At 47.1% G+C, this 23760-nt stretch carries 33 protein-coding genes; 10 read left to right on the forward strand and 23 right to left on the reverse strand.

All coding sequences use genetic code 11. The features are described from left to right. Positions 1 to 46: 46 nt before the first annotated feature. The 6 genes from AC0J20_RS20345 to AC0J20_RS20370 form a co-directional block, all read right to left on the reverse strand. Positions 47 to 1360, reverse strand: coding sequence for a hypothetical protein (locus AC0J20_RS20345; RefSeq protein WP_473023132.1), 1314 nt, complete (start codon positions 1358 to 1360; stop codon positions 47 to 49). A 20-nt stretch (positions 1361 to 1380) separates the two neighbouring features. Beyond that, positions 1381 to 2043, reverse strand: coding sequence for a hypothetical protein (locus AC0J20_RS20350; protein ID WP_473023133.1), 663 nt, complete (start codon positions 2041 to 2043; stop codon positions 1381 to 1383). A gap of 70 nt (positions 2044 to 2113) precedes the next feature. Then, positions 2114 to 3946, reverse strand: coding sequence for a WD40 repeat domain-containing protein (locus tag AC0J20_RS20355; RefSeq protein ID WP_473023134.1), 1833 nt, complete (start codon positions 3944 to 3946; stop codon positions 2114 to 2116). Positions 3947 to 3960: 14 nt separating this feature from the next. Beyond that, the gene (locus tag AC0J20_RS20360; protein ID WP_473023135.1) at positions 3961 to 5340 is read right to left on the reverse strand and encodes a hypothetical protein; all 1380 of its coding nucleotides are present in this window, start codon (positions 5338 to 5340) and stop codon (positions 3961 to 3963) included. Continuing rightward, a complete protein-coding gene (ribA, locus tag AC0J20_RS20365) occupies positions 5337 to 6608 on the reverse strand; it encodes a GTP cyclohydrolase II RibA (RefSeq protein ID WP_473023136.1) in 1272 nt (423 codons plus the stop codon). Before ribA ends, AC0J20_RS20360 begins: the two co-directional genes overlap by 4 nt. A 306-nt stretch (positions 6609 to 6914) precedes the next feature. Further along, positions 6915 to 7910, reverse strand: coding sequence for a hypothetical protein (locus AC0J20_RS20370; protein ID WP_473023137.1), 996 nt, complete (start codon positions 7908 to 7910; stop codon positions 6915 to 6917). Between the two features lie 170 nt (positions 7911 to 8080). Between AC0J20_RS20370 and AC0J20_RS20375 the strand changes: the two genes are divergently transcribed. The 6 genes from AC0J20_RS20375 (at position 8081) to AC0J20_RS20400 (ending at position 10863) form a co-directional block, all read left to right on the forward strand. After that, a complete protein-coding gene (locus AC0J20_RS20375) occupies positions 8081 to 8545 on the forward strand; it encodes a hypothetical protein (protein WP_229528339.1) in 465 nt (154 codons plus the stop codon). Between the two features lie 100 nt (positions 8546 to 8645). Next, positions 8646 to 8801, forward strand: coding sequence for a hypothetical protein (locus AC0J20_RS20380; protein ID WP_473023138.1), 156 nt, complete (start codon positions 8646 to 8648; stop codon positions 8799 to 8801). 137 nt (positions 8802 to 8938) lie between these two features. Continuing rightward, positions 8939 to 9373: a helix-turn-helix domain-containing protein gene (locus tag AC0J20_RS20385; protein ID WP_229528340.1), complete on the forward strand. Its 435-nt coding sequence runs from the start codon at positions 8939 to 8941 to the stop codon at positions 9371 to 9373. A 203-nt stretch (positions 9374 to 9576) separates the two neighbouring features. Beyond that, positions 9577 to 10041 carry a hypothetical protein gene (locus AC0J20_RS20390; protein WP_473023139.1) on the forward strand — a complete coding sequence of 155 codons (465 nt, stop codon included), beginning with the start codon at positions 9577 to 9579 and terminating at the stop codon, positions 10039 to 10041. Positions 10042 to 10070: 29 nt separating this feature from the next. Next, complete coding sequence (locus AC0J20_RS20395; RefSeq protein ID WP_473023140.1) at positions 10071 to 10622, forward strand: hypothetical protein; 552 nt, start codon at positions 10071 to 10073, stop codon at positions 10620 to 10622. A 16-nt stretch (positions 10623 to 10638) separates the two neighbouring features. Further along, positions 10639 to 10863, forward strand: coding sequence for a hypothetical protein (locus AC0J20_RS20400; protein WP_229528343.1), 225 nt, complete (start codon positions 10639 to 10641; stop codon positions 10861 to 10863). Between the two features lie 36 nt (positions 10864 to 10899). Here the strand turns inward: AC0J20_RS20400 and AC0J20_RS20405 are convergent, their stop codons facing one another. From AC0J20_RS20405 to AC0J20_RS20475, 15 genes are all read right to left on the reverse strand, one after another. Beyond that, the gene (locus AC0J20_RS20405) at positions 10900 to 11259 is read right to left on the reverse strand and encodes a hypothetical protein (protein WP_229528344.1); all 360 of its coding nucleotides are present in this window, start codon (positions 11257 to 11259) and stop codon (positions 10900 to 10902) included. A 54-nt stretch (positions 11260 to 11313) separates the two neighbouring features. Beyond that, on the reverse strand, positions 11314 to 11580 hold the full coding sequence (locus tag AC0J20_RS20410; protein ID WP_229528345.1) for a hypothetical protein: 267 nt from the start codon (positions 11578 to 11580) through the stop codon (positions 11314 to 11316). Positions 11581 to 11626: 46 nt separating this feature from the next. Further along, entirely contained in the window at positions 11627 to 11842 is a 216-nt protein-coding gene (locus tag AC0J20_RS20415) for a hypothetical protein (RefSeq protein WP_229528346.1), read from the reverse strand. Positions 11843 to 11944: 102 nt separating this feature from the next. Then, positions 11945 to 12181, reverse strand: coding sequence for a RebB family R body protein (locus AC0J20_RS20420; RefSeq protein ID WP_229528347.1), 237 nt, complete (start codon positions 12179 to 12181; stop codon positions 11945 to 11947). A 35-nt stretch (positions 12182 to 12216) separates the two neighbouring features. Then, positions 12217 to 12462 carry a RebB family R body protein gene (locus tag AC0J20_RS20425; RefSeq protein WP_229528348.1) on the reverse strand — a complete coding sequence of 82 codons (246 nt, stop codon included), beginning with the start codon at positions 12460 to 12462 and terminating at the stop codon, positions 12217 to 12219. Between the two features lie 72 nt (positions 12463 to 12534). Then, complete coding sequence (locus tag AC0J20_RS20430) at positions 12535 to 12768, reverse strand: RebB family R body protein (RefSeq protein ID WP_229528349.1); 234 nt, start codon at positions 12766 to 12768, stop codon at positions 12535 to 12537. A gap of 36 nt (positions 12769 to 12804) precedes the next feature. Next, entirely contained in the window at positions 12805 to 13029 is a 225-nt protein-coding gene (locus tag AC0J20_RS20435; protein WP_229528350.1) for a RebB family R body protein, read from the reverse strand. Positions 13030 to 13286: 257 nt separating this feature from the next. Next, a complete protein-coding gene (locus tag AC0J20_RS20440; protein ID WP_473023141.1) occupies positions 13287 to 13877 on the reverse strand; it encodes a hypothetical protein in 591 nt (196 codons plus the stop codon). A gap of 42 nt (positions 13878 to 13919) precedes the next feature. Further along, positions 13920 to 14327 carry a hypothetical protein gene (locus AC0J20_RS20445; protein WP_473023142.1) on the reverse strand — a complete coding sequence of 136 codons (408 nt, stop codon included), beginning with the start codon at positions 14325 to 14327 and terminating at the stop codon, positions 13920 to 13922. Positions 14328 to 14458: 131 nt separating this feature from the next. Further along, the gene (locus AC0J20_RS20450) at positions 14459 to 14674 is read right to left on the reverse strand and encodes a RebB family R body protein (RefSeq protein WP_229528353.1); all 216 of its coding nucleotides are present in this window, start codon (positions 14672 to 14674) and stop codon (positions 14459 to 14461) included. Positions 14675 to 14890: 216 nt separating this feature from the next. Further along, entirely contained in the window at positions 14891 to 15187 is a 297-nt protein-coding gene (locus tag AC0J20_RS20455) for a hypothetical protein (RefSeq protein ID WP_229528354.1), read from the reverse strand. Further along, positions 15180 to 15548, reverse strand: coding sequence for a hypothetical protein (locus AC0J20_RS20460; RefSeq protein WP_473023143.1), 369 nt, complete (start codon positions 15546 to 15548; stop codon positions 15180 to 15182). The genes AC0J20_RS20455 and AC0J20_RS20460 overlap by 8 nt, the downstream gene beginning before the upstream one ends. Positions 15549 to 15555: 7 nt before the next feature. After that, positions 15556 to 15939, reverse strand: coding sequence for a hypothetical protein (locus AC0J20_RS20465; protein ID WP_473023144.1), 384 nt, complete (start codon positions 15937 to 15939; stop codon positions 15556 to 15558). Further along, the gene (locus AC0J20_RS20470) at positions 15914 to 16372 is read right to left on the reverse strand and encodes a hypothetical protein (protein ID WP_473023145.1); all 459 of its coding nucleotides are present in this window, start codon (positions 16370 to 16372) and stop codon (positions 15914 to 15916) included. The genes AC0J20_RS20465 and AC0J20_RS20470 overlap by 26 nt, the downstream gene beginning before the upstream one ends. A 4-nt stretch (positions 16373 to 16376) precedes the next feature. Next, positions 16377 to 17354, reverse strand: a complete 978-nt coding sequence (locus AC0J20_RS20475) for a sigma 54-interacting transcriptional regulator (protein WP_473023146.1) — start codon at positions 17352 to 17354, stop codon at positions 16377 to 16379. Positions 17355 to 17715: 361 nt separating this feature from the next. Here AC0J20_RS20475 and AC0J20_RS20480 point away from each other — a divergent pair, with 361 nt between their 5' ends. From AC0J20_RS20480 to AC0J20_RS20490, 3 genes are read left to right on the forward strand one after another with little or no spacing between them, the layout of a single operon-like run. After that, positions 17716 to 18204, forward strand: coding sequence for a hypothetical protein (locus AC0J20_RS20480; protein WP_473023147.1), 489 nt, complete (start codon positions 17716 to 17718; stop codon positions 18202 to 18204). Between the two features lie 29 nt (positions 18205 to 18233). Next, a complete protein-coding gene (locus AC0J20_RS20485) occupies positions 18234 to 20153 on the forward strand; it encodes a hypothetical protein (protein WP_473023148.1) in 1920 nt (639 codons plus the stop codon). A 2-nt stretch (positions 20154 to 20155) separates the two neighbouring features. Then, a complete protein-coding gene (locus AC0J20_RS20490) occupies positions 20156 to 20935 on the forward strand; it encodes a hypothetical protein (RefSeq protein ID WP_473023149.1) in 780 nt (259 codons plus the stop codon). 50 nt (positions 20936 to 20985) lie between these two features. Here the strand turns inward: AC0J20_RS20490 and AC0J20_RS20495 are convergent, their stop codons facing one another. Continuing rightward, positions 20986 to 21996: a GNAT family N-acetyltransferase gene (locus tag AC0J20_RS20495; protein ID WP_473023150.1), complete on the reverse strand. Its 1011-nt coding sequence runs from the start codon at positions 21994 to 21996 to the stop codon at positions 20986 to 20988. Positions 21997 to 22220: 224 nt separating this feature from the next. Continuing rightward, positions 22221 to 23192 carry an octaprenyl diphosphate synthase gene (ispB, locus tag AC0J20_RS20500; protein ID WP_473023151.1) on the reverse strand — a complete coding sequence of 324 codons (972 nt, stop codon included), beginning with the start codon at positions 23190 to 23192 and terminating at the stop codon, positions 22221 to 22223. Positions 23193 to 23439: 247 nt separating this feature from the next. Here ispB and rplU point away from each other — a divergent pair, with 247 nt between their 5' ends. Further along, positions 23440 to 23751 (forward strand): 50S ribosomal protein L21, encoded by a 312-nt coding sequence (gene rplU / locus AC0J20_RS20505; RefSeq protein WP_229528364.1) that lies wholly within the window; start codon positions 23440 to 23442, stop codon positions 23749 to 23751. Positions 23752 to 23760: the final 9 nt, after the last annotated feature.

Here is a 23760-nt window from a genome sequence, read left to right on the forward strand (position 1 = left end):
GTTGTGGAACTTAATCCGGAGAGCAAAAAAGAAGCAGCTTAACGGCTTAGGCGACAACTACCTTGAAAAACGCCGCCAGCGTAGCGTCTTTCAACTTGGGTTCGTTTTGTACATTACCCCAGGGGTTTACCCGGTATACATCTACCGGGCCAATGTCCGCCGAGCCACTGGAAACGATTTCTGTGGCACTGGTACTGCCTTCTGCATGATTAACTTTCGCATTGGCGGTAATTTCGTCGGGTTGGGTTCCGTTTTTAGGGAAGAACAGCCAGTCTTCGGAAGCGTCAAAGCTTTGGGTATTCGTGGTTTTCTTTTTTTCATTCGTGTAGTAGGAATAGCTGTTGTCTGGCAGGTTGCTGACGTGTTCAAAGGTACTCCAAATCATCTCAGGGTGACCTTCAAGCGTCCCACCGATATGAAAGCCCACCATGGCGAGGGTCTTATTCTCTGTCTCTCCGGTGTTTTTCCATTTTGTCGGATCCTCTGTTCGGTTAAACACAGGTACAGTAGCCTGAGTGAGAATGTAATCATCGCGCTTTGCGACTGTGTCTGCATCGACCCAGGAGATTTTTAGCTCCAGGATCATGGTTTTAGGGTTAACCAGTTTTCTGCCATAAAGTGATGAAAACGCGTCCAGCCCCAACATTTGCAATCCGCTGTAGGGGAATTTGTCGGGCATGGTTTCTGCCAGGAGTTTTATTTCTGCCTGTTTTGTTTTCGATAGATTCGCTATCAGACTGGTATCGCCATTTTTAACTGCCATCGCGGTGCGATACATGGCAAATGCATCGTTGGTATATATGCTGTAGTAAACCAGCGATTTTTTCTGTGACAGCAGTACATCGTCAGCACCAGCTTGCCCCAGCTCAATCGATTCATCGTCTTTACCGTCTCGAAGGCCAATGGCCAGAGTGCCATCTGAGGCGATAAACTGGCGTTGACTATTGCTTTCTACCGAGACGTCATAAAACTGCGGTGGTGTGTTAAACACGTGGTAGTTTTCGTTCGCGGTTGTCATCCACAAAAACATGCGGGCGCCCCAGCGATAAAAATCACAACGGGTATTGTTAGAAAAGTCGGCGAAAACACTGTCGGTACTATCTGCGGCGGTAACGGCACCATTGGCCGCCACTTTGGTGGCATAAAACCAATTTTTAAATTCATCATCGCTGACCGTACAGGTCATATCGACGTCTTTTGGTAGTCGTGCATTTGTAACAAATTCATTGTTGGTTTCTTTGGGTTTTGTGCCATTTGAGCCGACACAAGCAGCGACAAGCACAAGCGCAGACAAAGCGATAACCAGAGATTTGCCCTTAAAATGAGAGCCGTATTTTTGTGTACCAGATTGGGGTGACATTGTGTGTTCCTCTGCTGTAATTAAGTGTCCAGTTCGCTCACCAGTGAGCGGGTCGTTGGGTTTTGTAATAATTGCTGTTTCAGCGGATTAAAGTTTTTAACCAGCGCTGATAGTGGAAATGGGTTTTGTCGACGACTGCCGGCGCTCAGCGCACAAGTCTTAAGGCCCATTGCCGTCAACAGGCGGGCTTGTTCTTGTGTTGCAAACAGGTCTTCGTAATCTATATAAGTGACCTTTCCCGCTGCTGTGTTTTGCAGTTCCGCGTAATAATTTTGATTGAAACGAATCGCCTCAATTAGCGAGTCTGGGTCAACGTTAACGGACTGCACCTGGTTTACCGGCGCGGTGCTGTAGTCTTCCCAAACACCGGTTTGTTCGGCAATGAGACGCGAAACATACACCGCAATCTGGTTGCGGCGGGTGAGCACTATTTTGTGTATGTCCGGGTCGGCACAGACCTGCTTAAATACACCGGGATGTTGCCTGTGGGTCATCTTAAATCCCACGTGCGAACAGCCAAGGTGTTGCCCCCATAAGGCTGTTAAAAACTCAGCCGGATTATCGTCTCGTTGCTGTATGCTGCCCAGACTGAACTCGCTGTTGCGCAGTGGCACGGCCACATAAACCCCATCAGGGTTAAATACCTCATGGTGGCACAGCACATCGGGATGTGAGTGCAGCATTGTGCACAGCAGATTGCTGCCCGATCGGGGCGCTGCCAATATCACAAAACGATGCCGGGCTGAGGTGCAATCAGGCATGACATACAGACTCAACACGCTGCACCATGGCGCTGTAGCGATTGATGACATCCAGGTTTGCCGGATTGACTAAATACACAGAGCCATCGTAGGAGGTCGCGGCAATATTCCGGTTGATAACCGCAATACCGCTGATGCCATTGTTTGCGATCGTTTTACGCGTGACTTTTTCTTCATCTATTGATACGCGCAGTAACTCACCCCAATAATTGGTGACAATAACGGTGGCATCGTCAACGAAACACAATGCTTTGGGTGAGCGATTGCCAAGCGGAATATTGGCACGCAATAGACCTGTTTCTAAATCGTGAATTTTCAGCACAAAATCACGGCCAGCGCTGGCAATCAGCCGTCCTGACGGCGAAATGTCAACGTCATCAATGATGGCCGTATGGGCCTTGAAATCACCGATTATCTCGCCATCAAAGCGCCAGGCGCGAAGCGTACCCTCTGCACAGCAACTCACGCCAATGGGTTTGTCCGGATGCAAGGCAAGCGCTTTGACCGCATTCGGGTGAATTGCTAATCGTTGTTTTATGGCACCAGTGGCTGACAGGTTTACGATTGTGCCACTGTAGCAGGCGGCAAAGATGTCCCCCTGAAAATGCGGGATGCTTGCTACTCTCAGGCAATTCAATGGGCCTTCGTTGAGCCGCACTTCGGTTTCGCTGGTGGCGCTGCGCTCAGGGAAAAAATACAGACACTGGTTGTGGGCACCGGCAATGGTATAACGCGTAGTAGGAGACCAGGCTATTGCATTCATAAGAATGCGTCCCTGAGCGGGGCGTTTTTCCTGGTTGCAGCTGGATTCCTGCGCAGTCAGCGTGATATCACGCACTATGCCATCATCACTGACGATAACCAGTTCATCGTTGTTTTTCGCTGCCAGATCGTTAAAGCAGGCATTACCCTCAAGACTTTTGTCGCCTATTTCATCTAACAGCAGCCCAGATTCGGCTGACCAGATAAGCACGGTGCCGTCAAAACTACCGGCAATAATCTGTCTGCCGTCTGCGCTCCAGTTAAACGAGCGTTCCCACAGCGCTTTGTGATGTGCCAGGGTACAAACTAAGGTGAAGTCCTTATTGTCCCAAATTTGTATTTTTTGGTCGTAGGCTGCAGACAGAATATCGCCGGTAACAGGGGAAACGGCGACTTTTTTGATGGCGCTCTGATGGCCCAAAAAGGCATGAATTAAGGTGCCATCTTGCAAATCAAAAATGCGAACATAACCGTCGTCACAACCCAAAATGATGCGATTGCGGGACGGATCTATAGCGCAGGTGTCGGTTTCGGTTTCAAAGGGACCAATCATATTGATCTGTCTGCCGGTCTCCACATCCCAGACCCGCAGTGTCATGTCGTCGCCTGAGGTATACAGTTTTCCGGCGGTGTAATTCACCGACAGGACATCTTTCTCATGACCCAGTATGATTTTTTCAATCGCACCGTTGCTCAAATTCCAGATAATGATGCGATTGTCTCTGGACACCGACGCGCCACGTGATGCAGATAAAAAGACAAAGTCTTCTACATCATCGTTGTGACCGCGCAATACGGTTTTAACCTGCTTACTGGTTAAATCCCAAATATATACGTTGTAGTCGGACGAGGCGGTTGCGGCCAGTTTTCCGCGTCCATCAACTGTAACCCGGTTGACCAAATGCTCATGATAACCCAGGAGCTCAACTTCCATCGAAGTATAATCAAACAGCGCCACGGCATTGTCGTAACCTGAGGTGATGATTTGATTACTGCACGGAATATGTGTGGCACAGGTTATTGGCCCGCGATGGCGTGTAAATTCATGGTTAATGTCTGACATGATAGAAGTCCTTATTAAAATGGCATACTGATTTTGTTGAGTTGTTGTGGCCGCAACTGGTCACAGTGTTGGGCTTCAAAACGGGCAAGGTATTCACCCACTTTCAGGCCGTTTACCGCTGCATTGTTGTGATCCGCACCACTAATTTCACAGTGAGGCGCGGCGTGCAGCAGAGCGTTGAGCCAGTCAACATATTGCTGTTTGCGGGCACTGGCGTCGAAATGCCAGTGGCTGTAGATGGTAAAAAAGGCATTGCTCCACCAGAGGTAACTGTGTTTGAACTCCGCGAGTTTATTCAATAGCGGTTGGCGGTCGTTAAGCAGGTCGCAGTGTAAAAACTGGTGGGGTAAGCGGCGGCAAACTTGCCAGTGCGCTTTAAAGTTTTCTTTGCCTCCCCATTTTTCCAGTTCCTGCTGCCACATGTGGGCAATATCAGCCCAGTCAATATTTTCCGGGGTGGTACTGTCCCATAATTGATAAAAAACCTCAGGGTGCGGAAATTCGTCAAAAAGCCGTGCAACATAACCGGGAAAATCGTCACCATCCCAATGTTCAATCATGTGCTTTTTGATATCCAGCGCACTTTGACTGTAGTCAAAAAAGATAACCTGGGTATCTTCGGTAAAGCCTTTTTCCATCAAAATGCGATAGGGTTTGAAACCCGCAGCGACAGAGAATAACGCCTCCAAAGGTTGCTTCGCCTGTCGGGCATTGAGTTCACCATAGTTTTCAATGTTGAACAGGAATACACCGCTTTTAGCATTATTGATTTGCCGGTTAATTTTATCGATAAATCGCTGCTGCGGACTTTGTGCGTCAAATTCCACCATCTCTGGTTTCAGTGAGCGGCCAAACAGGGTTGTCAATATTTGCGTGGATTGTTCGCACTCGTTGAGGTAGAAGCGGCAATGGTTTATGTCGTTGCCGAATACCGGCAGGGCAAGTTGCTGGTAATTGCTTTGTGCTATCCAGTTGTCACCCGTTAAAGGGCTGCCGGGGCGGGAGAAATGCGGTTGATTCAGTGCGTTATAGGTTTCCAGGTTGACGAGCAGACAGTCGGTGTTAAGCGACCCGACCCCGTCCGAATGTGGTTCAGCCGCCACCAGGAAAGGCTGCTGTTGCGCTAACTGTTGCAGGGAATCGTAAAACCCATTTTTACCCCAGTGTGACAGATACCAGCGTTCATCAATGATATGACCAACAGACTGAATTAAACAAAAGCCGGCGTCTGTCTGGCTGGCTTTTGCCATGATTTCATCAACGCTGTTCCCCTCAATAATTTCACCCTGATATCGGTAACGAGTCCAGGAAATGGTGAGTTCACGAAGCTTTTGATAGGCCATGTCATCGGCGGAATATTCGCGACTTAATAAACCAAATACAGAGTTTTTCATATGGCAACATCCAATTGTTCTGGGATTTGCTGAGATTCAGTTAAATCCACACTGAGTAGTGTTCCTTGGCCAAACTTCTCGGCGGTGATTTCGTCTTCAGGCAGTGTCTGAACCAGTTGCGTTAACGCCTGAATCGCTTCAGGAATGTTATGAGACGCCACGAAGACGGAGAGCTTATCTACCGCATTTTGCTGTAAAAAAGACTTAATGAGAGTTGGACCGCCCTCCACTAAAAGCGACGTAACCCCGGCGCGTTTTAGTTCCTTTAGCGGTGATGACAAAGAATGGTTCGCACTGTAGATCCCATGGCAGCCTCGTATGCTTGCCACCTCCGCGCCAATAACAAAGGTTTCGCGAGGCAGAGCATCATCTTGTATGTCAAGATTGTGATGGCCACCAAAGATCACGCGATGGGGCTGACTTTTTGGTTTCCTGCCTAAGTACTCGGCACGGCTGGTAAGTCTTGGCGCGTCGTTTTGCCAGGTATTCGCGCCCACGGCGATAGCATCGTAACTTTCGCGCAGCTCGTGCACCCGCTCCCAGTCTTTATCGCAGGAAATTGCAAGGCACTGCCCCCGAGCATCTGCGAGTTTAGACTGGTTTGTAATAGCGAAGTTGACATGAACAAAGGGGCGTTGGGAAGTTGTTGCTGGTGAGTGATGATGGGTTTCTCGGGATTCGTATAAAGACCGGGTTTTTATCATATGTCCCATTAATTTTTGTTTTGTATCCAGGTAATCAATGGAGCTACAGGTTGGTGTGGCGGGGACGGGTATGCGGCCTGTCACGTTAATGTCCAGCCCGGTAAGTTGCGCTATCTTGTCCGGGTTATTGGTCATGAGCTTGATGGATTCCACCGAGAAATAATCCAGAACACCTTTCACGTCTTCGTAGGTTCGGGCATCCACCGGTAACCCGAGTTTTGTATTGGCATCTATGGTGTCATAGCCTTGCTCCTGTAAAGCGTACGCTCGTATCTTGTTCACCAGGCCAATACCGCGACCTTCCTGCAATAAATACAAGACAATGCCGCTGTGTTCATAGATATAACTCAGTGCATAGTCGAGTTGTTGCTTACAGTCACATTTTTGAGATCCCAGTACTTCGGAAGTAAAGCAAGAAGAATGCACTCTGACCGGGAGGTTGTGCTGGTGATTTAGCTTTCCGTGATGAACCACCACCACGTCTAATCCTTGAGCGTTGGTAAAAACTGAAACGTCAAACGTTCCCATCTCCAGGGGTAACCGTGTTCTGGCCTCAAATCGCATTTTGACTCCTTTTCCATTCCGTAACAGAACTTGTTGCATTTGTTCAAAACTATGTAGTTACTCTAACCAATAGCCATGTTGGGTAACTTAAATGACCATAATTAAAATAGGTGATGGCGGGCTAATAAGCTATTACAGCCTCTTACAATTCAGTCTTTTGATGACTAACTAATTGAATCTTATGGTTAAATAAATTACCGAAAGGGATGTGTAAAACGACTTTAAACCCTCAGCGCTGGAAATCGCTGTTGGGCTTGCTGCTTGAGTTATTGGTTGTCGCAGCAGGGGATTGCTTTTATGTTTAGACTATTTGCGTGGCGATTTTTTTATCGGACTGGAGCTGGGCTTTTGCCCCTCGGATTGACGATTGGTTGTGGCGTTGTTTTTTCCGGGTAATGCTGGGTTTTTTCCCAGTGGTGGTGGGTTTTGTGCCTGGTTGTGTTGTTGCTGTTTTTGCTGAGCTTCCACTCTTCGTTTATATCCGGCTGGATCTTTCAGTGCTCCGCGCAACTCTTTGAAAAACTCCTGGGCAGTGGGTTGTTTCTCTTTGCTGCTGGATTGCAACCTTTGTTGTTGCTCAGGCGGCGCATTGTGCTGTTGATTGGCACGGGCCTGTTCTTTTTGCAGCGCTTCCCGCTTAAATTTCGCAGGATCTTGCAAAGCGGTCTGAAGGCGTTTGAAAAACTCGCCGGCAGTGACATTGTCGTCATTGTTTTTGCTCTGCGGTTGCAGGCTCGTACGGCGGTTGTCGTTGTTTCCGCCCGGATTAAAACCAGTATTTCCAGGCGGTTTAAGGAAACCCGGGCGCTCATTGCTGTCTTTTGCCGTGGACTTATCTGCCGCATCAATGAGTTTGTCCATAAATCCGGCCATCAGGTTAAATCCGGTTTTTTGGCTGAAAGTCAGGTTATTGCGATCCGGGTTTTTGGCAAATGCCGCACGTCCCAGGTTTTTAACCTGCTCGCCTAACCCAAATCCGGTGTTATTTGGGGGCTGACTATTCTGTCGCCCCTGATTCTGGCGTTTTCCAAATCCCTCCGGTGCACCAAAAACGGCGTTTGCTCTGTTGCGGGTAACCGGTTCTGACTGGGCATTGCTGCGAGTGCGCCCGGGAGGCTCAAACACGGCATTGGCGCGTTGCCTGGATTGCGGTGCTGAATCGTTGGCAAAAGCATTCCGCCCCTGGTTTTTAACTATACCAAAGCTGGAATTGGGTTTGTTTTTCGGACCCTCGTTTGAGTTTCCGTTATTGCCGTTCATGATAAGACGTTCGTGTTTTAGCTCTGCTCTTTTTTCAGCCACTCAATGCAATATCTGTCAGCGGGCCGCAACTGTCAATTTTGTTAACCAAATAAAATCAGTCAAACGTTGTAATTTTGCTGTCGAACGCACATATTAAGGGCATCAATTCTTGAAAATGGCTTATTGTGCGGGCTCAGGGTAAAAACTTTATAAACAGCATACGTTCTGCAGTGAGCAGTCGGCCTTTCTTCCAAAAAAAGCCCGCTCAGGAACACAATAAGCTGTTCGACAGAAAATTCTTCGATCACAAAGCATTGTCTTTCAAAATGCGCAAAGCGCTGGTGGTTTTGCAAAAAGGGCTGGCACAGGAGAGTGCAGAAACCCGACAAATGCTGGCCATCTATCACAAGTATACCCGCGGCGAAGCCACTGAGCAGGAAATGCAGGAAGCCAATCAGCAATTTAAGGACGTTATAAAAGGGCTTGGATTGAGTGTGGTAGTGATATTGCCTTTCTCACCTATTACCCTGCCAGCCATTGTCAAGCTGGGAAAAAAGGTGGGTATTGATGTGTTACCCAGTGCCTTCAGGGAGCATTACAAGGGCTTGAATGAGCCACCTGTGCCGTCAGATGACAGTGCCCTGAGCCAGCAATCTTCGCAAAACTCGGAACAGCATCCCAAGCGCCTGAAATAACCTGATAAAGCTAAAATTTGAGCAATTGTGCAGATATTCCCGTGCAACCGGTAAAGGTGTGGTTAAAATAACACCCTCATTTAGGTACGAGGGAATTGAAATGTTACGCAATACGCAAGTTTTGGTGTTCCTGACCAAAGGGTCACCGCAAATGTCTCAGGTTATCGAAACCTTTAAAATGCAATGCAACTGTGTGGTTTTTACTTCGCTGCGGCAGTTTGAAATAGCCACTTTTAAAAAAAGATTAGTGCTGTAATCGTCGACTTTGAAGAAGGCTTTGAGCTGGCAAAGCGCAAACTGGCGAGACAGCCCGTCGCTGCAATAGTCATTAATATTTGTACCACAACCTTTCAGATAGTGGGCGAACTTACCAGTCATTCTACGGATAATCTGGTGAATATCTGCCAACGGGTTTTAAGCTCCCTGACCATGTTCAACCCTGGGTTTGCGTCGGGGCCTTTCGCTCCACCACAGCACCCATTTAATCAATTTTCGCGACATCAACAGCTGGTGAAGAAAACCTGTGACTATTTGTTGTCAAATTTGGATAAGCATTTAACCCTGGCATCCATCAGTAAAGCCATGTTTACCAATCGCAATACCTTGTCGGGCGCATTTAAGAAAGAAGTCGGGCAGGGGGTGGCCGGTTGGTTACGCCAGCAACGCATGGAGCAGGCAATGCACTTACTCATTACTACTGAGCTGAGTATTCAGGAAATTGCTATCGCAGTGGGATATCCGGATCAAGCGAATTTTTCCACCACCTTTAAACATACCTTTGATAAAAATCCTCTGCAGGTCAGACGGGCAATGAGGCCTTCGGGTTAACAGGGAGCCTGGTCACATATGACCGTTAATGGTTTTAAACAGGTCTGAATGCGCCGGTGAATTTTGTGCATTGGCGTTTGGCATTGCGCTGTCATCAATATTCGCCAGTGTCGGGCCGGGAATTGTTCTCAAAAGCGCTTTGCAGATCACTGGCACACATCTGGCAGGGTGCTGTGCAAGAATACATTGCGAGGATTTCAATCATGGTGTTAGACAGCATCGCTTTTATGGACAAATTGCGCCTGTTCCGGCAGCAAGAGGCAGATATTGCGGAGCTGCTGCGCTGGTTAAAACAGGCCCGCCTGGTGTTGCTACAAAGTCAGGGGCAGGCAATGTCAAAAACTCAGATTGCTAAGTCAGAAGCGGACTTTGCAAACGTCATGCGCGCTATTTCTAATCTGGTAGACAACAGCCAACCGGAAGATGAGCCGGATGTGAGCTGGATTTTACAACAGGTTACTGAGTTCTATTGTTGGCTGAATTTTCAAACTGGCCTCAATGACAGTGATATTTATGAAAACTGGTTGTTTTGGCAACCAGACAGCGCGAAAGATGACGGCATACAGGCCAATGCAGAACAGGCAACACAGCCATCAGACATCAGCAATCAATATGTTTCAGAGCGCCAGGGAGTGCGCAATCCGCATCATCTGGACTACTGGCGCTGAACAACAGCCTGCTATTTAGGAGAATCAACATGAGCGATTGCAATTACAAGAGCCAACAATTTATCGAGATAAACCAGTTGCTCAGGGACGTACAGGTATTTTCTGAAACCAGCCAATATCTTCAGCCCAGTCCGCCGGAACAGGCATTGGCACAGTTTTTTAAGGATATGCAGTCATTGTTGGTGTTATGCCAGCAAATCAGGCTATTGCCTGACGTCGCTTTAAAAGACACATTGCAGCAGATATCCGCACTTTATGTACCCACCACCAGAGGGCTAATGGCATTGTATATGTCAGCGCCTGATCCGGAGTCAGCCAGGGGATGGTTTGACTATCAACGAGAGTACACCGCCAGGCAATCGTATATCCGCAATTTAAAGGCCTTAATCCTCTGGCAGGAAGCGGTATATGCCCAGATTGTCGGTCACTACCCGCTACTTCCTGTTCCCTACGACTGGCCACTGACGGAGGGGCCTCAGGAGCCGGATCTGCCAGCAGAAAACAGCACCGAAGAAAGGCTCGATTCTGCCAGAAATGAGTCGGTAAACGATGGCTTTTCTGTGCCTGAGCTGATCCTTTAACTGGCCGGAGATAATTGTGTCCGGAACACCGAGATATGACCGGTTTGGCTGGTACTGGCAACCTGCAAGGTGGCTTCAAAATATGACTGCGCAGGATGCTGTTGATGCCACCCAGCAGGCAACTAAAATCAACGCTAAGGGCAAAGCATTGCAATTACAGGCGAAACATCAGGAGCAGGAAGCCGCCCAACAGCGTGCTGAACAGGCTGCGTTACTGAATTCGTTCTGGGCTGAGGAATAGCAAAATGCCGGACGTGTCGCCGGCACAAAAAATGAATTAATTTGCCGGACGACGATTAAAGATACGACTAAAAATGGAGGTGGCCAGTCTTGGTGGTGGGTCCTGGATTTCCCGGCTACGCGCCGGAGAATACGGTCCCAGAATCGTTTCACTTTTTAATGCTGTGTTTTCGATGATTTTTTCAAATTCCTGCCCCATCGCCGGATTTTCCAGCCACTTTGCATAAGCTGAACCCATGGCAACCATGTTCACCGTATTTTGATTGCGCAAAGCATCAACTTCATTTTGCAGTGAAAATGCCACCGATTGTGCCAGGGATGTGGCGGTGACATCATCTATTGAAGTGATTGACGCCACGTCTGCTTCTTCCTGTTCCAGGGGGGATTCATCGCTCATAACATCTCTCCAGATTGCGTGAAAGTTGGATTAATAGCGGTTAGTGAATTGACGCTATTTGGATTTTTGCTTTTGCATCATCATTTTTACCTGATACAGAAAGGCGATCAGGTCATTAAGGCCCTGCTCATCAATGGTGGAAACTAAATTAGGGGGCGGGGCTAATGGATTTTCCGAACTGTTAATTTTGCTGGACATCGTCAGCGAGTTTTGCACGCCGTTGTAACACAATGACCAACTACCCGGTGAATTACCGTCTACGGGGTCAAAAGGTGCGCTTACACAGTTGGATACATCTTGTGATGAAGAGGTGCTGGCCATTTTAATTCTCCTTGATAATCAATATTAATGAGTTTGTTAACCTCGATCAGACACCGAGGATTTTATTACAGGTTTGTACCATTGCTGAATTTGCCAATGTTTGTGACGAATACTGATTCGCCGTATTGTTGAGCATTGACAAGGTTAAAGCATTGACTAAACCACCTTGTGACAAAACCTGCAAGGTTTCATTGCTTTGGCTTTGTACTTCGTTATTGATGTACTGCGAACATTCGATAAAACTATTTTCTGCGGTAGACATAAATTCACCCCGTGAGTGTTGCGGCTCTGAATAGACAGCGCCATTGTCGGTGCGGAAGAAACTCTGAAAAACGAGTTTGATCGTTTTCCAGAGGATCGTTAGTTACTTGTTCTGAGAGAACAATTTAGTTACACCCAGTGTGGTGGCTGCCTGATAACTGACATTCGCCTGTTGCTGAGCGTAAACGGCGTTAGCTGCCGCCATCGCTACCGAGTTGCCAATTGTCTGATACAGGCTACCCATTGCCATAGCAGGGGCTTCAGCGAGTACTTTGGTATTGGCAATCGTAACGGCATCGACGATAGCACCATTGACTGTTGCGGGTTGTGCACTACTCATAATTTCCTCCGGTTAAATATTGAGTGGTTTAATGTCTACTGGTTCTGTTCGAACAGTTTGGTTACACCAAGCGTGCTGGCAGACTGATAGCCTACGTTAGCTTGTTGTTGCGCATACACAGCATTGGCAGCTGCCATAGCAACAGAGTTGCCGATGGTTTGGTATAAGCTGCCCATTGCCATTGCAGGTGCTTCAGCAATGACCTTGGTGTTTGCGATGGTTACCGCGTCAACAACAGCGCCGTTGACTTCACTTGGTTGTGGGTTGGTTGTATTAGCCATAGGTTAATCTCCTAATTATTACACTTTGTTTGTTGAGAAATATTAATTTGCCAGGTTAAGGCAAATGTTTACTTAGCCTTTGTTTTGGCTAAATATTTTTGTGACTCCCAAAGTCCCTGCAGACTGTGAAGTCATCCATCCTTGTTGCTGCGCATAAACCGCGTTTGCTGCGGCCATGGCAACAGAATTACCAATCGTTTGATACAGGTTGCCCATTGCCATTGCCGGAGCAACGGCGCCGACTGACGCATTTACCGTAGTGGTTGAATCCACCACGGCACCGTTAACAAATTCAGGTTGTGACATAGTTTTTTCCTCAGGTTGATTTCAAATCTTCAGTGATTAGCCATTCTGAGCAAACAGCTTTGTCACACCCAGTACCGTCGCGGCCTGAAACGCCATATTGGCTTGTTGTTGTGCATAGACAGCATTAGCTGCGCCCATGGCAACAGAGTTCCCCATGGTTTGATAAAGGCTGCCCATCGCCATCGCGGGTGCCTCGGCAAGCACCTTTGTGTTAGCGATAGTGACACTGTCGATCACCGCAGCGTTTACTGAATCTGACATCACTGATCTCCCTAGTGATTAATTGGTTGACTATTGGGGCTTTGTTTTATCAATGCACCCGACTGGGTATTACAGAGAATGTGCCAACTTTAAGTTGGCAATTTAATGCTTGTTATCTCATTGAATTATATGGATTAAATTTTATTTCATGATGCCTGGAGGGAGAGGGGCTGGTGGCCTATAGCAACCATGTCGAGTAAAAAAATGGGCGTTTTATGTCCATATCAAAAAAAATTAATTGAGCTGTACCTCATTGTTCAGCATTGGGATTGCAACAGATCCAGGTAATAAAGTGCCGGCAATGGCAGGCCTACTATTTCTGTTCGGTGTTTGGCCCGTTTAAAACCGTATTGTTTGAACATGGCCGCCAGATTGGGGTTGTACAGTGTCGATACCATGCCCCGTAAGCCGAGCTGCAGGCATAATCCCTGAAGGTTTTGCAGTGTGCACTGTACCAATCCTGACACCCATCGCATCGTCTTTTCAGGTGCCAGGGGCGCGATTAGCCCAATGGTCGCGGGCAGGATATTCAGGTTTGCCAGATACACCGCGTCCTGCCAAACCATTACTATGACCTCGGAGCACAGGGTTTGATCACTGAGTAACAACGTTTGCCAGTAAAACGGGGCAGAATTTAAGGTAAAGGCCTGACTACCTGTTTGCTGAGACGCTATCGGAATTGGGCCAAAGTGAAAAGGGTTGAGTGTATAGGCCAGAATATCGTCATAGGTTTGTTGCCGCTCAGGAAGAAGTGCACTGAGGTTTGTCTCAAGCACACTTTTCAATGGTGTCTGAAACTCCCGTTCAAGTTCTTGTTGGGGCAAAATTGTCGGGTTCAGGGGGTTCACATCCGGGCACCTGAAAGCGATTCATCGAACTTTGCTGATAATTTAGTTGGAGTCAAACATAGCCCGGATAGCCTGCAGTTCATCGGTTTCGGTAGTCTCCGCCGGACTGTGATCGGTCACCGCGTTGGGGTCAGGGACGGGTTCAGTAACAGGAGCGCCCGGATTGTCGGAATTTTCCTGAGGTGGATTGAACAGCTGAGCCTGTTGCGCAAAAAGTTGCTGAATATTCATACTGTAGTTACTACTTTGCGCTTGTTGATGCCCTGAAATGGCATTGGGAAATGCCAACTGGACAGGAGTAAATCCAGGAATATTGCAGCTGTTCAGAGCATTTTGCAGCAATTGCTCACTTTGGGAAAGCAACTGCTCCTGCGACTCATGCTGTTGCTCCTGCAACGCGGGTTGTGCCGCGTGGTGTGATTGACTGTCAGTGGTTTTCGGCTGTGTCACAATGTTTCTCCTTCTTAAAGTTAAATGTCTCGTTTTGCCATTTTTTATTACTTCGCGCAGCATACCCGAAGTGATAAAAAGGCCCACCAGTGTTGCCGATTACACCTTCAGGCCTTGCTTAAAGAGAGGCTTCAACTACTACCCAGCAGCAATTTAACGCCCTGAGTTGTTGCTGCCTGCTGTGCCTCGTAGGCTTGCTGGGCTGCCAGCACCATGTTCATTGATGCCATCCCCGAGTTAAACGCTAGTGAATAGTAAAGCTGTCCCATGGCCATTGCTGGCGCAGAACCAACCGTTAAAACATCAATGAGCGAAACCGCATCAATGATTTTATTTTCTTCCGACATACCTGTTTCCTATTTCTCAATTCAACAAAGTGCACTGTGTGCCAATAACGCATTGCGAATAACTTGCCAATTGTTAAATAACTGGCGAGATCCGTCCTTCAGGCCTCAGCCTGACTGGTCTTAAGCGTCCACATTGAATTGCGGTAACAGGGTTTCATTGGTATCCGGATTGGTCAATTTCCTCCAGGTTGTGAATTTTTACTGGTCATTTCTGGCCTATGGTTGTAAGTCTTTTAATACCTGAGCCCCTGATTCACCGACCTTGGCCAGATTTTCTGCGGCAAAAGTAATGGTTTTGGTGGCATTCTCGATAATATCCTTGTACTCCGACATAGCCGGGTTAGCCAGCCAACTGGCAGAAGCGACCCCGATCACTGTCGTTTCAATAGTATTGATGTTCTTCAATAAATCCGCAGCACTTTGCACGGCCAGAGCCACAGATTGATTGATGTGTGGCTGAATAAGTTCTTGTGCTGTATTGCCAGCGTCGGCACTATTTTCAGCGTCACTCATCAGCATGCTCCCGTTGCTTCATGTAGTCATTGATGGCTTTCTGAAACGCCTGAATATATTCCCTGGAATGTTTGCTGCTATTGAATCCCGGCTGCAGTTCAGTCACCTTGCCCAACGCAGCGATATAATCGCTGTCGGTGACTAACATCTCAATTGGTGACTCACCGTTGGGTTGCACCGGACCCTGGAGCTCGCTCAGCATTTTGTGTAGTGTCTGCCAGTCCTGTTTGGCTTGCAGTTGTTGCGATTTAACGGCTGCTTTGAGGGTCTTGCTGGCATCAACAAACTTCCTGAAGTTTGCCAACTGGCTTTTTTTAAACGCCGCACTACGTTTCACAATGTTGCTGATTGAGATGCCCATTAGCTTACTATTCCCGATTGAAGCCGTGACTAAGTTGTGAATTCAGAATGGCGCGCATTTGTTCATATTGCTGCAACATCTGCTGGTAATAGCCGTTGTATCCACCGTTTAGATTACTTTCAAAAGTGTGCTGAAACAGCGAGTTATTCGGTTTTACCCATGGGGGCGAAACACCGAACAGAAGCTGAGGGTCGATGTAGTAGGCTTGTCTGCCAGTGCTACTTCCATCGCCGTTGGCAGCATCGTCGTTGACAAACTTTTCCTGACGGTAGTCTGTCTCATGGTGTTGTTGGTTACTGGTTTTCGGCTCCTGAACTTCAGGAGCCGAATCGCAGACGAAATTGCCCGAAGCTTGCCGGGTGGCTTCAAAGATCAGATTTGACTGGCTCATCAGGCTCTCCATTGGAATCGGCGGTCGCGGCATCGGATTCACTGTGCCTGGACTGCAAGGTTTGTTGGATACGATTCATGATGATATCCAGGTGCCCCAAATTGTCGGCCTGTAATTTAGAGACTTGTGCGAGTGGTACCACGGGCTCTTCCTGTGTTGACAACGGTGTGTCATTGGAGGGCAAATTTTGTACCAGGTTCTGCTGGTTTTGGGGTTTGTCAGATCGGGTTGTATCCGGGGTGTGCCCTCTTAATTGCTGAACCATATCGTTTAACCGGGACTTTTGTTGCAACATTAACTGCAATAATTGCTGATCAGCTTGTTGCTTTAGTTGCAGAACCTCTTGCGTAACCTGTTGTTGTGCGCTTTTTTGGTCAGCGTTTGATGCCATGGGGGCCGCTAGGGTATTCACAGGATCTGATATGGGTTTCATTTGCTTACCTCAATGACATGATTTGTGCCAGGCGTCGTTCCACTACTTTTCGATGCACACCAAGTAATCGGGCAGCTTCTGACTTATTGCCCTTTGTCGCCTCAACAGCTTGTTCGATAAGTGCATCGTTAATCGATTTGAGTTTGTTTGAAATGGGCAGGTCGATAATTTCCATTGCTACCCGTGCAGCCCAGTCAATGCCGCTCTCACACATGGAGAGTTGTTGCAGTGTAATGGCTGAAATTTCTTCAGACTCTGCCAGCACCGACACTTTTTCGATGGTGTTCTTAAGTTGCCTGATGTTGCCCGGCCAATCTGAAAATTGCATGAGTTCAAGTGCACAAGGTAAAAGTTGTATGTGTTGCGAGTTTTTAGCGAAGTAACGGGCCAAAAGCGGAATGTCTTCCCGGCGTTGGTTTAATGTCGGGATGGTAAGTTCAAAAAGATTGAGCCGGTACCACAAGTCTTCTCTGAAGTGGCGCAGTGCCACCTGTTGCTCTACATCCACATGTGAGGCACTGATGATCCGCCCGGTAAACGGGATGGATTCGGCGCCACCTACGCGAGTAAAACGGCGCTCTTCCAGGACACGTAGCAATTTGGATTGGTGATTCAGTGGTAATTCTGCAATTTCGTCTAAGAACAGCGTGCCCTGACTGGCCTGATGAAAAAATCCATTTTGCTTTTTATCCGCACCGGTAAAAGCGCCTTTTTCGTGACCAAAAAACAGTGATTCGAACAGGTTTTCCGGTATGGCACCGCAGTTGACGGAAACCAGCTCTCCCTGACGACCACTTACCTGGTGAATGGCCTTTGCAAACATCTCTTTTCCGGTTCCTGTTTCACCATTTAAAAAAACAGACGCATTGCTTGTGGCTATTTTTCGAGCCTGCCGGGCAAGCTTTTGCATTTCACTGTTCTGGCTAATGATGCCAGGAAGTACTTGTGGAAATACCGGGATAAATGCTCTGAGTGCATCCATGTTAAATCCTCCTGCAAGGTTCAGAGTGAAATAGTATCGGATATTAAAATACCCTTTCTTTTGAATTTGACCCGATTTTCTTTTGAAAATGACACTAACTTGCCAGGTTTCCTTGAATTTAAAAAAATTATCTGAAACCCGTTGGACGAATATATCCAGTCTGCATTTTTTAATGGATATAAATGGCCTTAAATAAATTTATTAGATTGGTTGTATTTTACCAAAAATAAAAATGCGACGCCTTTATGTGACCAATTTGTGAAAAATTGAAGTTAATAAAGGTAGTTTTTAGTTTGTTTATTGATTTGGTATTTCAATTGCAATCAGGAGGCAACAGTAAAAACAAATTGTTAAAGCGACCATGGATTTTGAATTTTTAACTTTTGTCAGAGTCGTCAACAGACTTTATTCAGAACCTGAGCGCGAATCACAAAAAGCGCAACTTATTGAGTGGGCAAAATCAGTCTATATCGCCGAAGTGTTCGGCCCGTGCAAAACATCTTCGGGCGGGAATTTTTCTGATGTGAGTCATCCGGATGTCTGTTATCAGGTGATGACTTTGGTAACTCAGCGACTGGCCAATATAGAAGAGCCGGAAGATGCCCGCCATCAATTCGATGCCGGAGTTGAGCGCAAGAAAAGATTACAGGTGTTGGCAGATCTCGAAACACTACAGCAATTAATCATGGGCTTTTATCGCAGTTTGGATAAGCAGAATCGCCTTGAAAAACAGGCATTTTCAGAATGCAAAAGGGCAGCCTCAGATTCAATGAGTTTGGAGCACTGTTCAGAGAAAAAAGAGTCCTTCTTAAAAACAGAACCTCAGGGTAACTATCTAAATGATTTTTAATATTAATATGAATGTTAGAGGAAAATAAAATGGCTGATTTTATCACTATCCCTTCTGTGTTTGATGAAAATGACAGATTGAATTTTGAAGATGAAAATTACCAGGATCTTTATTTGGCGCAGCAGCAGGCGATTGGCAGCATTTATAACGAAGCTGCTATTGCGAAAACAAGTATTACGCCGTCTATTTCAGACAAAGACACAATATTTGGCTTTGAAGCTGAGTTTGCGCAAAGTGTTTATGGTAGAGAAACCGGACAACATTCCAGCGCAGGATTAACTGAGGATGAAAAAAAGACAAAAGCCTCTTTGGAATACTTATTTCATGCTGAGATTGAGAATTCACCATATTTTGTGGATAAAGATGTAATTATTGATGATGCGGTGGGAAGCTGGGACCTGGGCACCGACTATTTTGATGTGTTGGAATTAGGTACCCCGGGATTATCTTACCCGGCTGTGTGGGACACAAATAAAGCTGAATTTCCGACACTAAAGTCGCAGGGTGAACCATGGAAATTAATGCGAGACATTGGCACTATCTGGACTAAAGCTCTGTATATCAGTACATCTGAACGATTTTACAATGCGATCTTTAATCAGCCTGATGTTGACCAGACCAGGCATCATAAAGAGCCCGGTGACAAAACCAAAGACGTCAATATGGTGTTGGCAATGTTACGTGGGCCAACGTCCACTGTGGGGCACGGGAAAAACGTAGATTATGGGTTAATAAGGTCCTGGGGGATTAATGAAAATGGTCGTCCTGACACTATCAAATTAGCGCGCAAAAACTTTACACTGCATCCGGAGGAAATGCCTAACTGTAACTGTCAGCAAACCCCCAATATTTTTAGAAATGATATTCTGAAGGGAGTAATTCAGCGCAATTTTATGAAAAATGGCGTGAACCTGGTGGCACCGCAATACAATGTGACGGTTCCGGCTACCTGTGCGATGCAATTAATAGAACTGGGCGCCGATTTAGATGCTTCGTTTGATTCCAAATATCTGGATGCATTGAATCGTCTGCATTTAGGGTTTCGTAAGTTTTTAACCTCAACGGTGAACCCACAAACACCGGTAGCGGGGTTTGCTGTCACCTTGCTGGCTTATTATCTGACCAATATTTGTGGCCTGCCTAGTCAGATCCGGGGGGACATCCGCACCCAAACTAAATTCGACGCCAGTACGAGTGATAACAGGAAAAAACGTTATTTAGCTAAAATTGCAGAATTTTTAAAAAGTAATAAAGGCTATGAAATGCAAGCCTGGGTATATACTCACAGTTGGATAAAAGACGTGGCTCATACCTGGGTCAAATCTAATGGCGTAACCGCACTGAATAAATTACTGGAATGTTTTGAGGCTACTCAAAAGAAGGAGTTTCTGGATGTGTTTGGCAAAGCGCTGGTGGCCATATCACCGGAAAGTGATAATGATCTCGCCGGACTGAAACAGACCCTGTCAAACGGTGACATTTCTGATCCTTTGCTAACAGTGGCGAAGTTTATGGACTATGAATTTCCGGATCGTAAATTTATCCACTTTGTGCTCAATTCCGAGTTGCTCAATGTGGATAATGCCGATCGCCATTCGTTTTTTGTTAACTACAAACCCGGCGCTTATGACCCGAAAAAGCCGAAACAACCTGCTGAACACTATCTTGCGCCACAATATGCAGATTCCGGCTATCAGCAATGTCTATGGGCGATAAACAATGTGGTCAGATGCTTTAAATTTCACCTTTATAATTTGATAAATGATCTTGATAAAATTTCTGAATATAAGGCATATGAGAACATCACCTGGTGCCGTGCAGATACCTATCAGGTTTTTGAAGAGGGATTATACAAAAAAAGCAAAGGCATGTTGGTGACAGAAATCCGGGATCAGGAGTTTCTGGAGGCACTGAACGATGATCTTAATTTAAATTGTCGCGGAGGATAATGATGAAACAGGAGCAAACCCCCGCCATTATCATCAATCAACAATTGATTTTTGACAGCAACTATTTGTGGCAGCCCCCGCCTGAAATAAAATGGTGTCTGGTTACTATTACCGGAGCCGGAGGGGGCGGTGCCGGCGGCGAAAACGCGCTTACCGGTTTTTCTGCATCCAGACCCGCACTTGGCGGAGGCAGCGGTGCTGATGGCACTTTTTGTATATTTCGTTTTTATCCCGGACTGCGCATGTCAGCAGAGCCCCTTGCCCTGAGGGCTGGCCTCGGTGGCAACGGGGGCAAACCGGGTGAATTTGGCGGTCAGGGAGCGCAATCCCGTTTTGATAATTTAGTCTTAGTCGAGGGGGGGTACGGAGGCACATTTTCCGGAGCGTCTGCAACGGGTCGCATTTTATGGAAAAAGTCACAAGTACTTGAAATGATTTCTTACGGGGCGCTAAGTGACGTTACCAATGTCGGTCGTATCTCCATGTTCAATCGCTTTTCCAATGACAGTGGCGCTATGCCAATGGAATTGGATGAACCATTGCAGCACATGACGGAGGTCGTATCCGGTTTGCTGAAAAAACGTGGCAGGGAGGAATTCGAAGCGCAGGAAAACGCACCTGAACATGCTCCGCCGGAAAAAAAAGCGAGATTTGAACCACCTTCTGCCGCTGAGTATCATGCCGGACACTCACAAACGTCAGACTTCATCGGCAATGGGCTTTCCGCTGGGGGCTCCGGCGGATGTGGTGCTAATGGCCAAATTATTATTAGTTGGGGTTAGTTCGGTGGGCTTAGGGGAGTCGATGCAACGGCATCGACTCCCTGAAATAACTACACAAGTGGAGCCAGTTGAATCTCTGATCCCAGGGACACCAGCAGCGCTGTAAGATGTGCGTACAATTCCGGTACAGCACAGTCTTTGCCCTGATAATAAAATACTTCGTTATCTTCCGGCAGCACGGCTTTAAATGGGAGTCGCGCAAAGCCTGCCTTTTGTGTGGCTTGCTGAGAAATCCGATTGTGTTTGAATACCTTGGTAAAGCAATCCTGCATGGCAAAATGATCCTTGCCCAATTGCAGTAGCTGCTGCACCGCGGCAGGTCCGTAACCTTGTCCGCGAAAGTCGCTTCCCAACCAATAATAGAAAAAGCCATGTCCATCATGCACGTGCAGGTTTGCGGAACCGATAAATCCCCATTCCCGATGAATGATGGCAAACAGCTGTTGGTGGGGGTTTTGTTTGCAATAATATAGCCAGTTGATCCAGTGTTCAGCGGACCGGAACACCGGTAAATTGCACAGACTGGCGATGTCCGGATCGGCATATTGCCAGCAAAAATCACTGACATGATGAAAGTCCATCGGTGTCAGATACAATTGGCTTTTCGACGCTTCAGCGTAGCTTATCCCAGGTATTTGCAATGCTGCCTCTACATAGCCAGCTTGCTGAGCGTGTGTTGAACTTAACGCGGTATCTGAATGTTGTTGTAGCAGGTGCTGTGCCTCTTTCCACCTGCCCAGCTGAATATAGGGGGTCACAAGTTCATGGTTTGCCGGAAAAAGCGAACCTTTTGATTGTATCTGAATGAGTAAAGACCAGTCTCCAAGAAAACGACAGACCGCAATAATCTTATCCATAACCAGTTGACTGCAGGTGTTGTTTGTACGCAATAAATTGCGCATCGCCTGCATCCATTGCACGCGTGAACGGGCGCAGATAGTCTCCGGTTGAACACCAGAAAGATGCCGGATTGCCTCAGAATTGCCGGATGATGCGGCTTGCAGGGTACCTGCCAGTTTGAAGGTGTCGGTGTCCTGGGGATTGAGTTTTAACTGTGCCATTTTGTGTTCCCATGTTGCGCAACAAGGTGTATCAGTTACACCAATTCAACAGGAACTGAGCAATTGTAGTGCCAGTGAGACATCCAGCACAATGTCTATAAGCGGGGCCGGAGTAACCCGGTTCGTTGGACAGTTTTAACCAACCGGGTTATTACTCTGGTTATTTTTAACCGGATATTGAGTGGGGCTTGATATCTGTAATGTCGATATCAGTGTTGTCGATATCAGGCGTCTCGATTAACGGCAATATCCGCCAGCGCGATCAGAGCCTGTTTATATTCAGAGTCAGGAATGGGGGCCAGTGCTGCCACCGCCTGGTCTCTGGCCTCGATAGCCAGTTTTAGGGTGTAATCCAGGGACCCGGCTGCGCGCATTGCGGCTAAAATGGCGTCGAAATTTTCAGTGCCATCACTGTTTTCAATCGCTGAGCGAATCAGCTGGCTGTTGGCTTCATCGCTGTGCCACATGGCGTGTAACAACGGCAGCGTAGGTTTGCCTTCAGCCAGATCATCACCGGCATTTTTGCCCATGACTTCGCTGTCAGCGGCATAATCCAGGATATCATCCATCAGCTGAAATGCGGTGCCCAGATATTTGCCATAGTCCTGCATAGCGGATTCAATGTCTGATGCCTGATCCGTAAGTATGGCTGCCAGTTGCGTTGCGGCCTCAAACAGGCGGGCGGTTTTACTGTAGATCACCTGCAGGTAGCGCTCTTCAGTGGTGTCCGGATCGTTACAGTTCATCAACTGCAATACTTCACCTTCGGCAATGACATTAGTGGCATTAGCCAAAATTTCCATCACCCGGAATCGCTCAAGGCTTACCATCATCTGAAATGAGCGGGTATACAAAAAGTCTCCCACTAATACACTGGCCTGGTTGCCGAATACTTCATTCGCTGTTTCGCGGCCGCGACGCATGGTGGATTCATCGACGACATCGTCATGTAGTAATGTCGCGGTGTGAATAAACTCGATAATGGCCGCCAGAGTGTGATGCTGATTGTTCTGAATACCCAGCGCGCGGGCTGCCAGTACACAAAGCATAGGACGCAGACGTTTACCGCCACTATTAACAATATAGAATCCAAGCTGGTTCACCAGAGAGACTTCTGACTGAACTTGTTCCTGAATCAAACGGTTGACGCTCAGCATGTCATTGTCGCTGAGTTGACGGATTTGCTTTATTTCCATTGCTGAAGGGTACAGATAAGCTTTTGAAATTAAAATCGTAAGTGCGCGAATTCTGACAAAAAACTGCCGAGGTATCCAGTTTTTCTGCCTTGTCGGAAGGAAATCCTAAGCTAATCCCGAATTGTACAAAATAAATTCAAATTTAACCTTGATAGTCCCAAATAATTCACATACAATTCGCGCCCTGTTTTTTGAATGAATGCACTGGTTGGTTTTGGGTAAACACAGTGCAAGTGCGGAGTAAGTTATGTACGCGGTTTTCCAAAGTGGTGGTAAACAACACCGTGTGGCTGAGGGCCAAACTGTTCGCCTGGAAAAAATTGAAATAGCTCCAGGTGAAACTGTTACTTTTGACGAAGTAATGATGGTGAGTAATGGAGACGATATTAAAATCGGTACTCCATATGTAGCGGGCGGCAAAGTGACTGCAGAAGTAGTGACTCATGGTCGTGGCGAAAAGGTAAAGATTGTTAAATTCCGTCGCCGTAAGCATTCACGTTCTCAGATGGGCCACCGTCAGTGGTTCACAGAAGTGAAAATTACTGGCATTAGCGCTTAATAGGAGAGA

This window comes from Planctobacterium sp. R6, assembly GCF_055755215.1.

What these genes read in the sequence shown, in the direction of transcription:
- AC0J20_RS20475 (WP_473023146.1), bottom strand. Translation starts at nt 17,354, where the DNA reads ATGGATGCACTCAGAGCATTTATCCCGGTATTTCCACAAGTACTTCCT.
- AC0J20_RS20450 (WP_229528353.1), bottom strand. Translation starts at nt 14,674, where the DNA reads ATGTCGGAAGAAAATAAAATCATTGATGCGGTTTCGCTCATTGATGTT.
- ribA (WP_473023136.1), bottom strand. Translation starts at nt 6,608, where the DNA reads ATGCGATTTGAGGCCAGAACACGGTTACCCCTGGAGATGGGAACGTTT.
- AC0J20_RS20390 (WP_473023139.1), top strand. Translation starts at nt 9,577, where the DNA reads ATGGTGTTAGACAGCATCGCTTTTATGGACAAATTGCGCCTGTTCCGG.
- rplU (WP_229528364.1), top strand. Translation starts at nt 23,440, where the DNA reads ATGTACGCGGTTTTCCAAAGTGGTGGTAAACAACACCGTGTGGCTGAG.
- AC0J20_RS20410 (WP_229528345.1), bottom strand. Translation starts at nt 11,580, where the DNA reads ATGGCCAGCACCTCTTCATCACAAGATGTATCCAACTGTGTAAGCGCA.
- AC0J20_RS20490 (WP_473023149.1), top strand. Translation starts at nt 20,156, where the DNA reads ATGAAACAGGAGCAAACCCCCGCCATTATCATCAATCAACAATTGATT.
- AC0J20_RS20350 (WP_473023133.1), bottom strand. Translation starts at nt 2,043, where the DNA reads ATGCTGCACTCACATCCCGATGTGCTGTGCCACCATGAGGTATTTAAC.
- AC0J20_RS20495 (WP_473023150.1), bottom strand. Translation starts at nt 21,996, where the DNA reads ATGGCACAGTTAAAACTCAATCCCCAGGACACCGACACCTTCAAACTG.
- AC0J20_RS20420 (WP_229528347.1), bottom strand. Translation starts at nt 12,181, where the DNA reads ATGAGTAGTGCACAACCCGCAACAGTCAATGGTGCTATCGTCGATGCC.
- AC0J20_RS20430 (WP_229528349.1), bottom strand. Translation starts at nt 12,768, where the DNA reads ATGTCACAACCTGAATTTGTTAACGGTGCCGTGGTGGATTCAACCACT.
- AC0J20_RS20460 (WP_473023143.1), bottom strand. Translation starts at nt 15,548, where the DNA reads ATGGGCATCTCAATCAGCAACATTGTGAAACGTAGTGCGGCGTTTAAA.
- AC0J20_RS20360 (WP_473023135.1), bottom strand. Translation starts at nt 5,340, where the DNA reads ATGAAAAACTCTGTATTTGGTTTATTAAGTCGCGAATATTCCGCCGAT.
- AC0J20_RS20435 (WP_229528350.1), bottom strand. Translation starts at nt 13,029, where the DNA reads ATGTCAGATTCAGTAAACGCTGCGGTGATCGACAGTGTCACTATCGCT.
- AC0J20_RS20485 (WP_473023148.1), top strand. Translation starts at nt 18,234, where the DNA reads ATGGCTGATTTTATCACTATCCCTTCTGTGTTTGATGAAAATGACAGA.
- AC0J20_RS20415 (WP_229528346.1), bottom strand. Translation starts at nt 11,842, where the DNA reads ATGTCTACCGCAGAAAATAGTTTTATCGAATGTTCGCAGTACATCAAT.
- AC0J20_RS20465 (WP_473023144.1), bottom strand. Translation starts at nt 15,939, where the DNA reads ATGAGCCAGTCAAATCTGATCTTTGAAGCCACCCGGCAAGCTTCGGGC.
- AC0J20_RS20355 (WP_473023134.1), bottom strand. Translation starts at nt 3,946, where the DNA reads ATGTCAGACATTAACCATGAATTTACACGCCATCGCGGGCCAATAACC.
- AC0J20_RS20480 (WP_473023147.1), top strand. Translation starts at nt 17,716, where the DNA reads ATGGATTTTGAATTTTTAACTTTTGTCAGAGTCGTCAACAGACTTTAT.
- AC0J20_RS20405 (WP_229528344.1), bottom strand. Translation starts at nt 11,259, where the DNA reads ATGAGCGATGAATCCCCCCTGGAACAGGAAGAAGCAGACGTGGCGTCA.
- AC0J20_RS20455 (WP_229528354.1), bottom strand. Translation starts at nt 15,187, where the DNA reads ATGAGTGACGCTGAAAATAGTGCCGACGCTGGCAATACAGCACAAGAA.
- AC0J20_RS20345 (WP_473023132.1), bottom strand. Translation starts at nt 1,360, where the DNA reads ATGTCACCCCAATCTGGTACACAAAAATACGGCTCTCATTTTAAGGGC.
- ispB (WP_473023151.1), bottom strand. Translation starts at nt 23,192, where the DNA reads ATGGAAATAAAGCAAATCCGTCAACTCAGCGACAATGACATGCTGAGC.
- AC0J20_RS20425 (WP_229528348.1), bottom strand. Translation starts at nt 12,462, where the DNA reads ATGGCTAATACAACCAACCCACAACCAAGTGAAGTCAACGGCGCTGTT.
- AC0J20_RS20395 (WP_473023140.1), top strand. Translation starts at nt 10,071, where the DNA reads ATGAGCGATTGCAATTACAAGAGCCAACAATTTATCGAGATAAACCAG.
- AC0J20_RS20380 (WP_473023138.1), top strand. Translation starts at nt 8,646, where the DNA reads ATGTTACGCAATACGCAAGTTTTGGTGTTCCTGACCAAAGGGTCACCG.
- AC0J20_RS20470 (WP_473023145.1), bottom strand. Translation starts at nt 16,372, where the DNA reads ATGAAACCCATATCAGATCCTGTGAATACCCTAGCGGCCCCCATGGCA.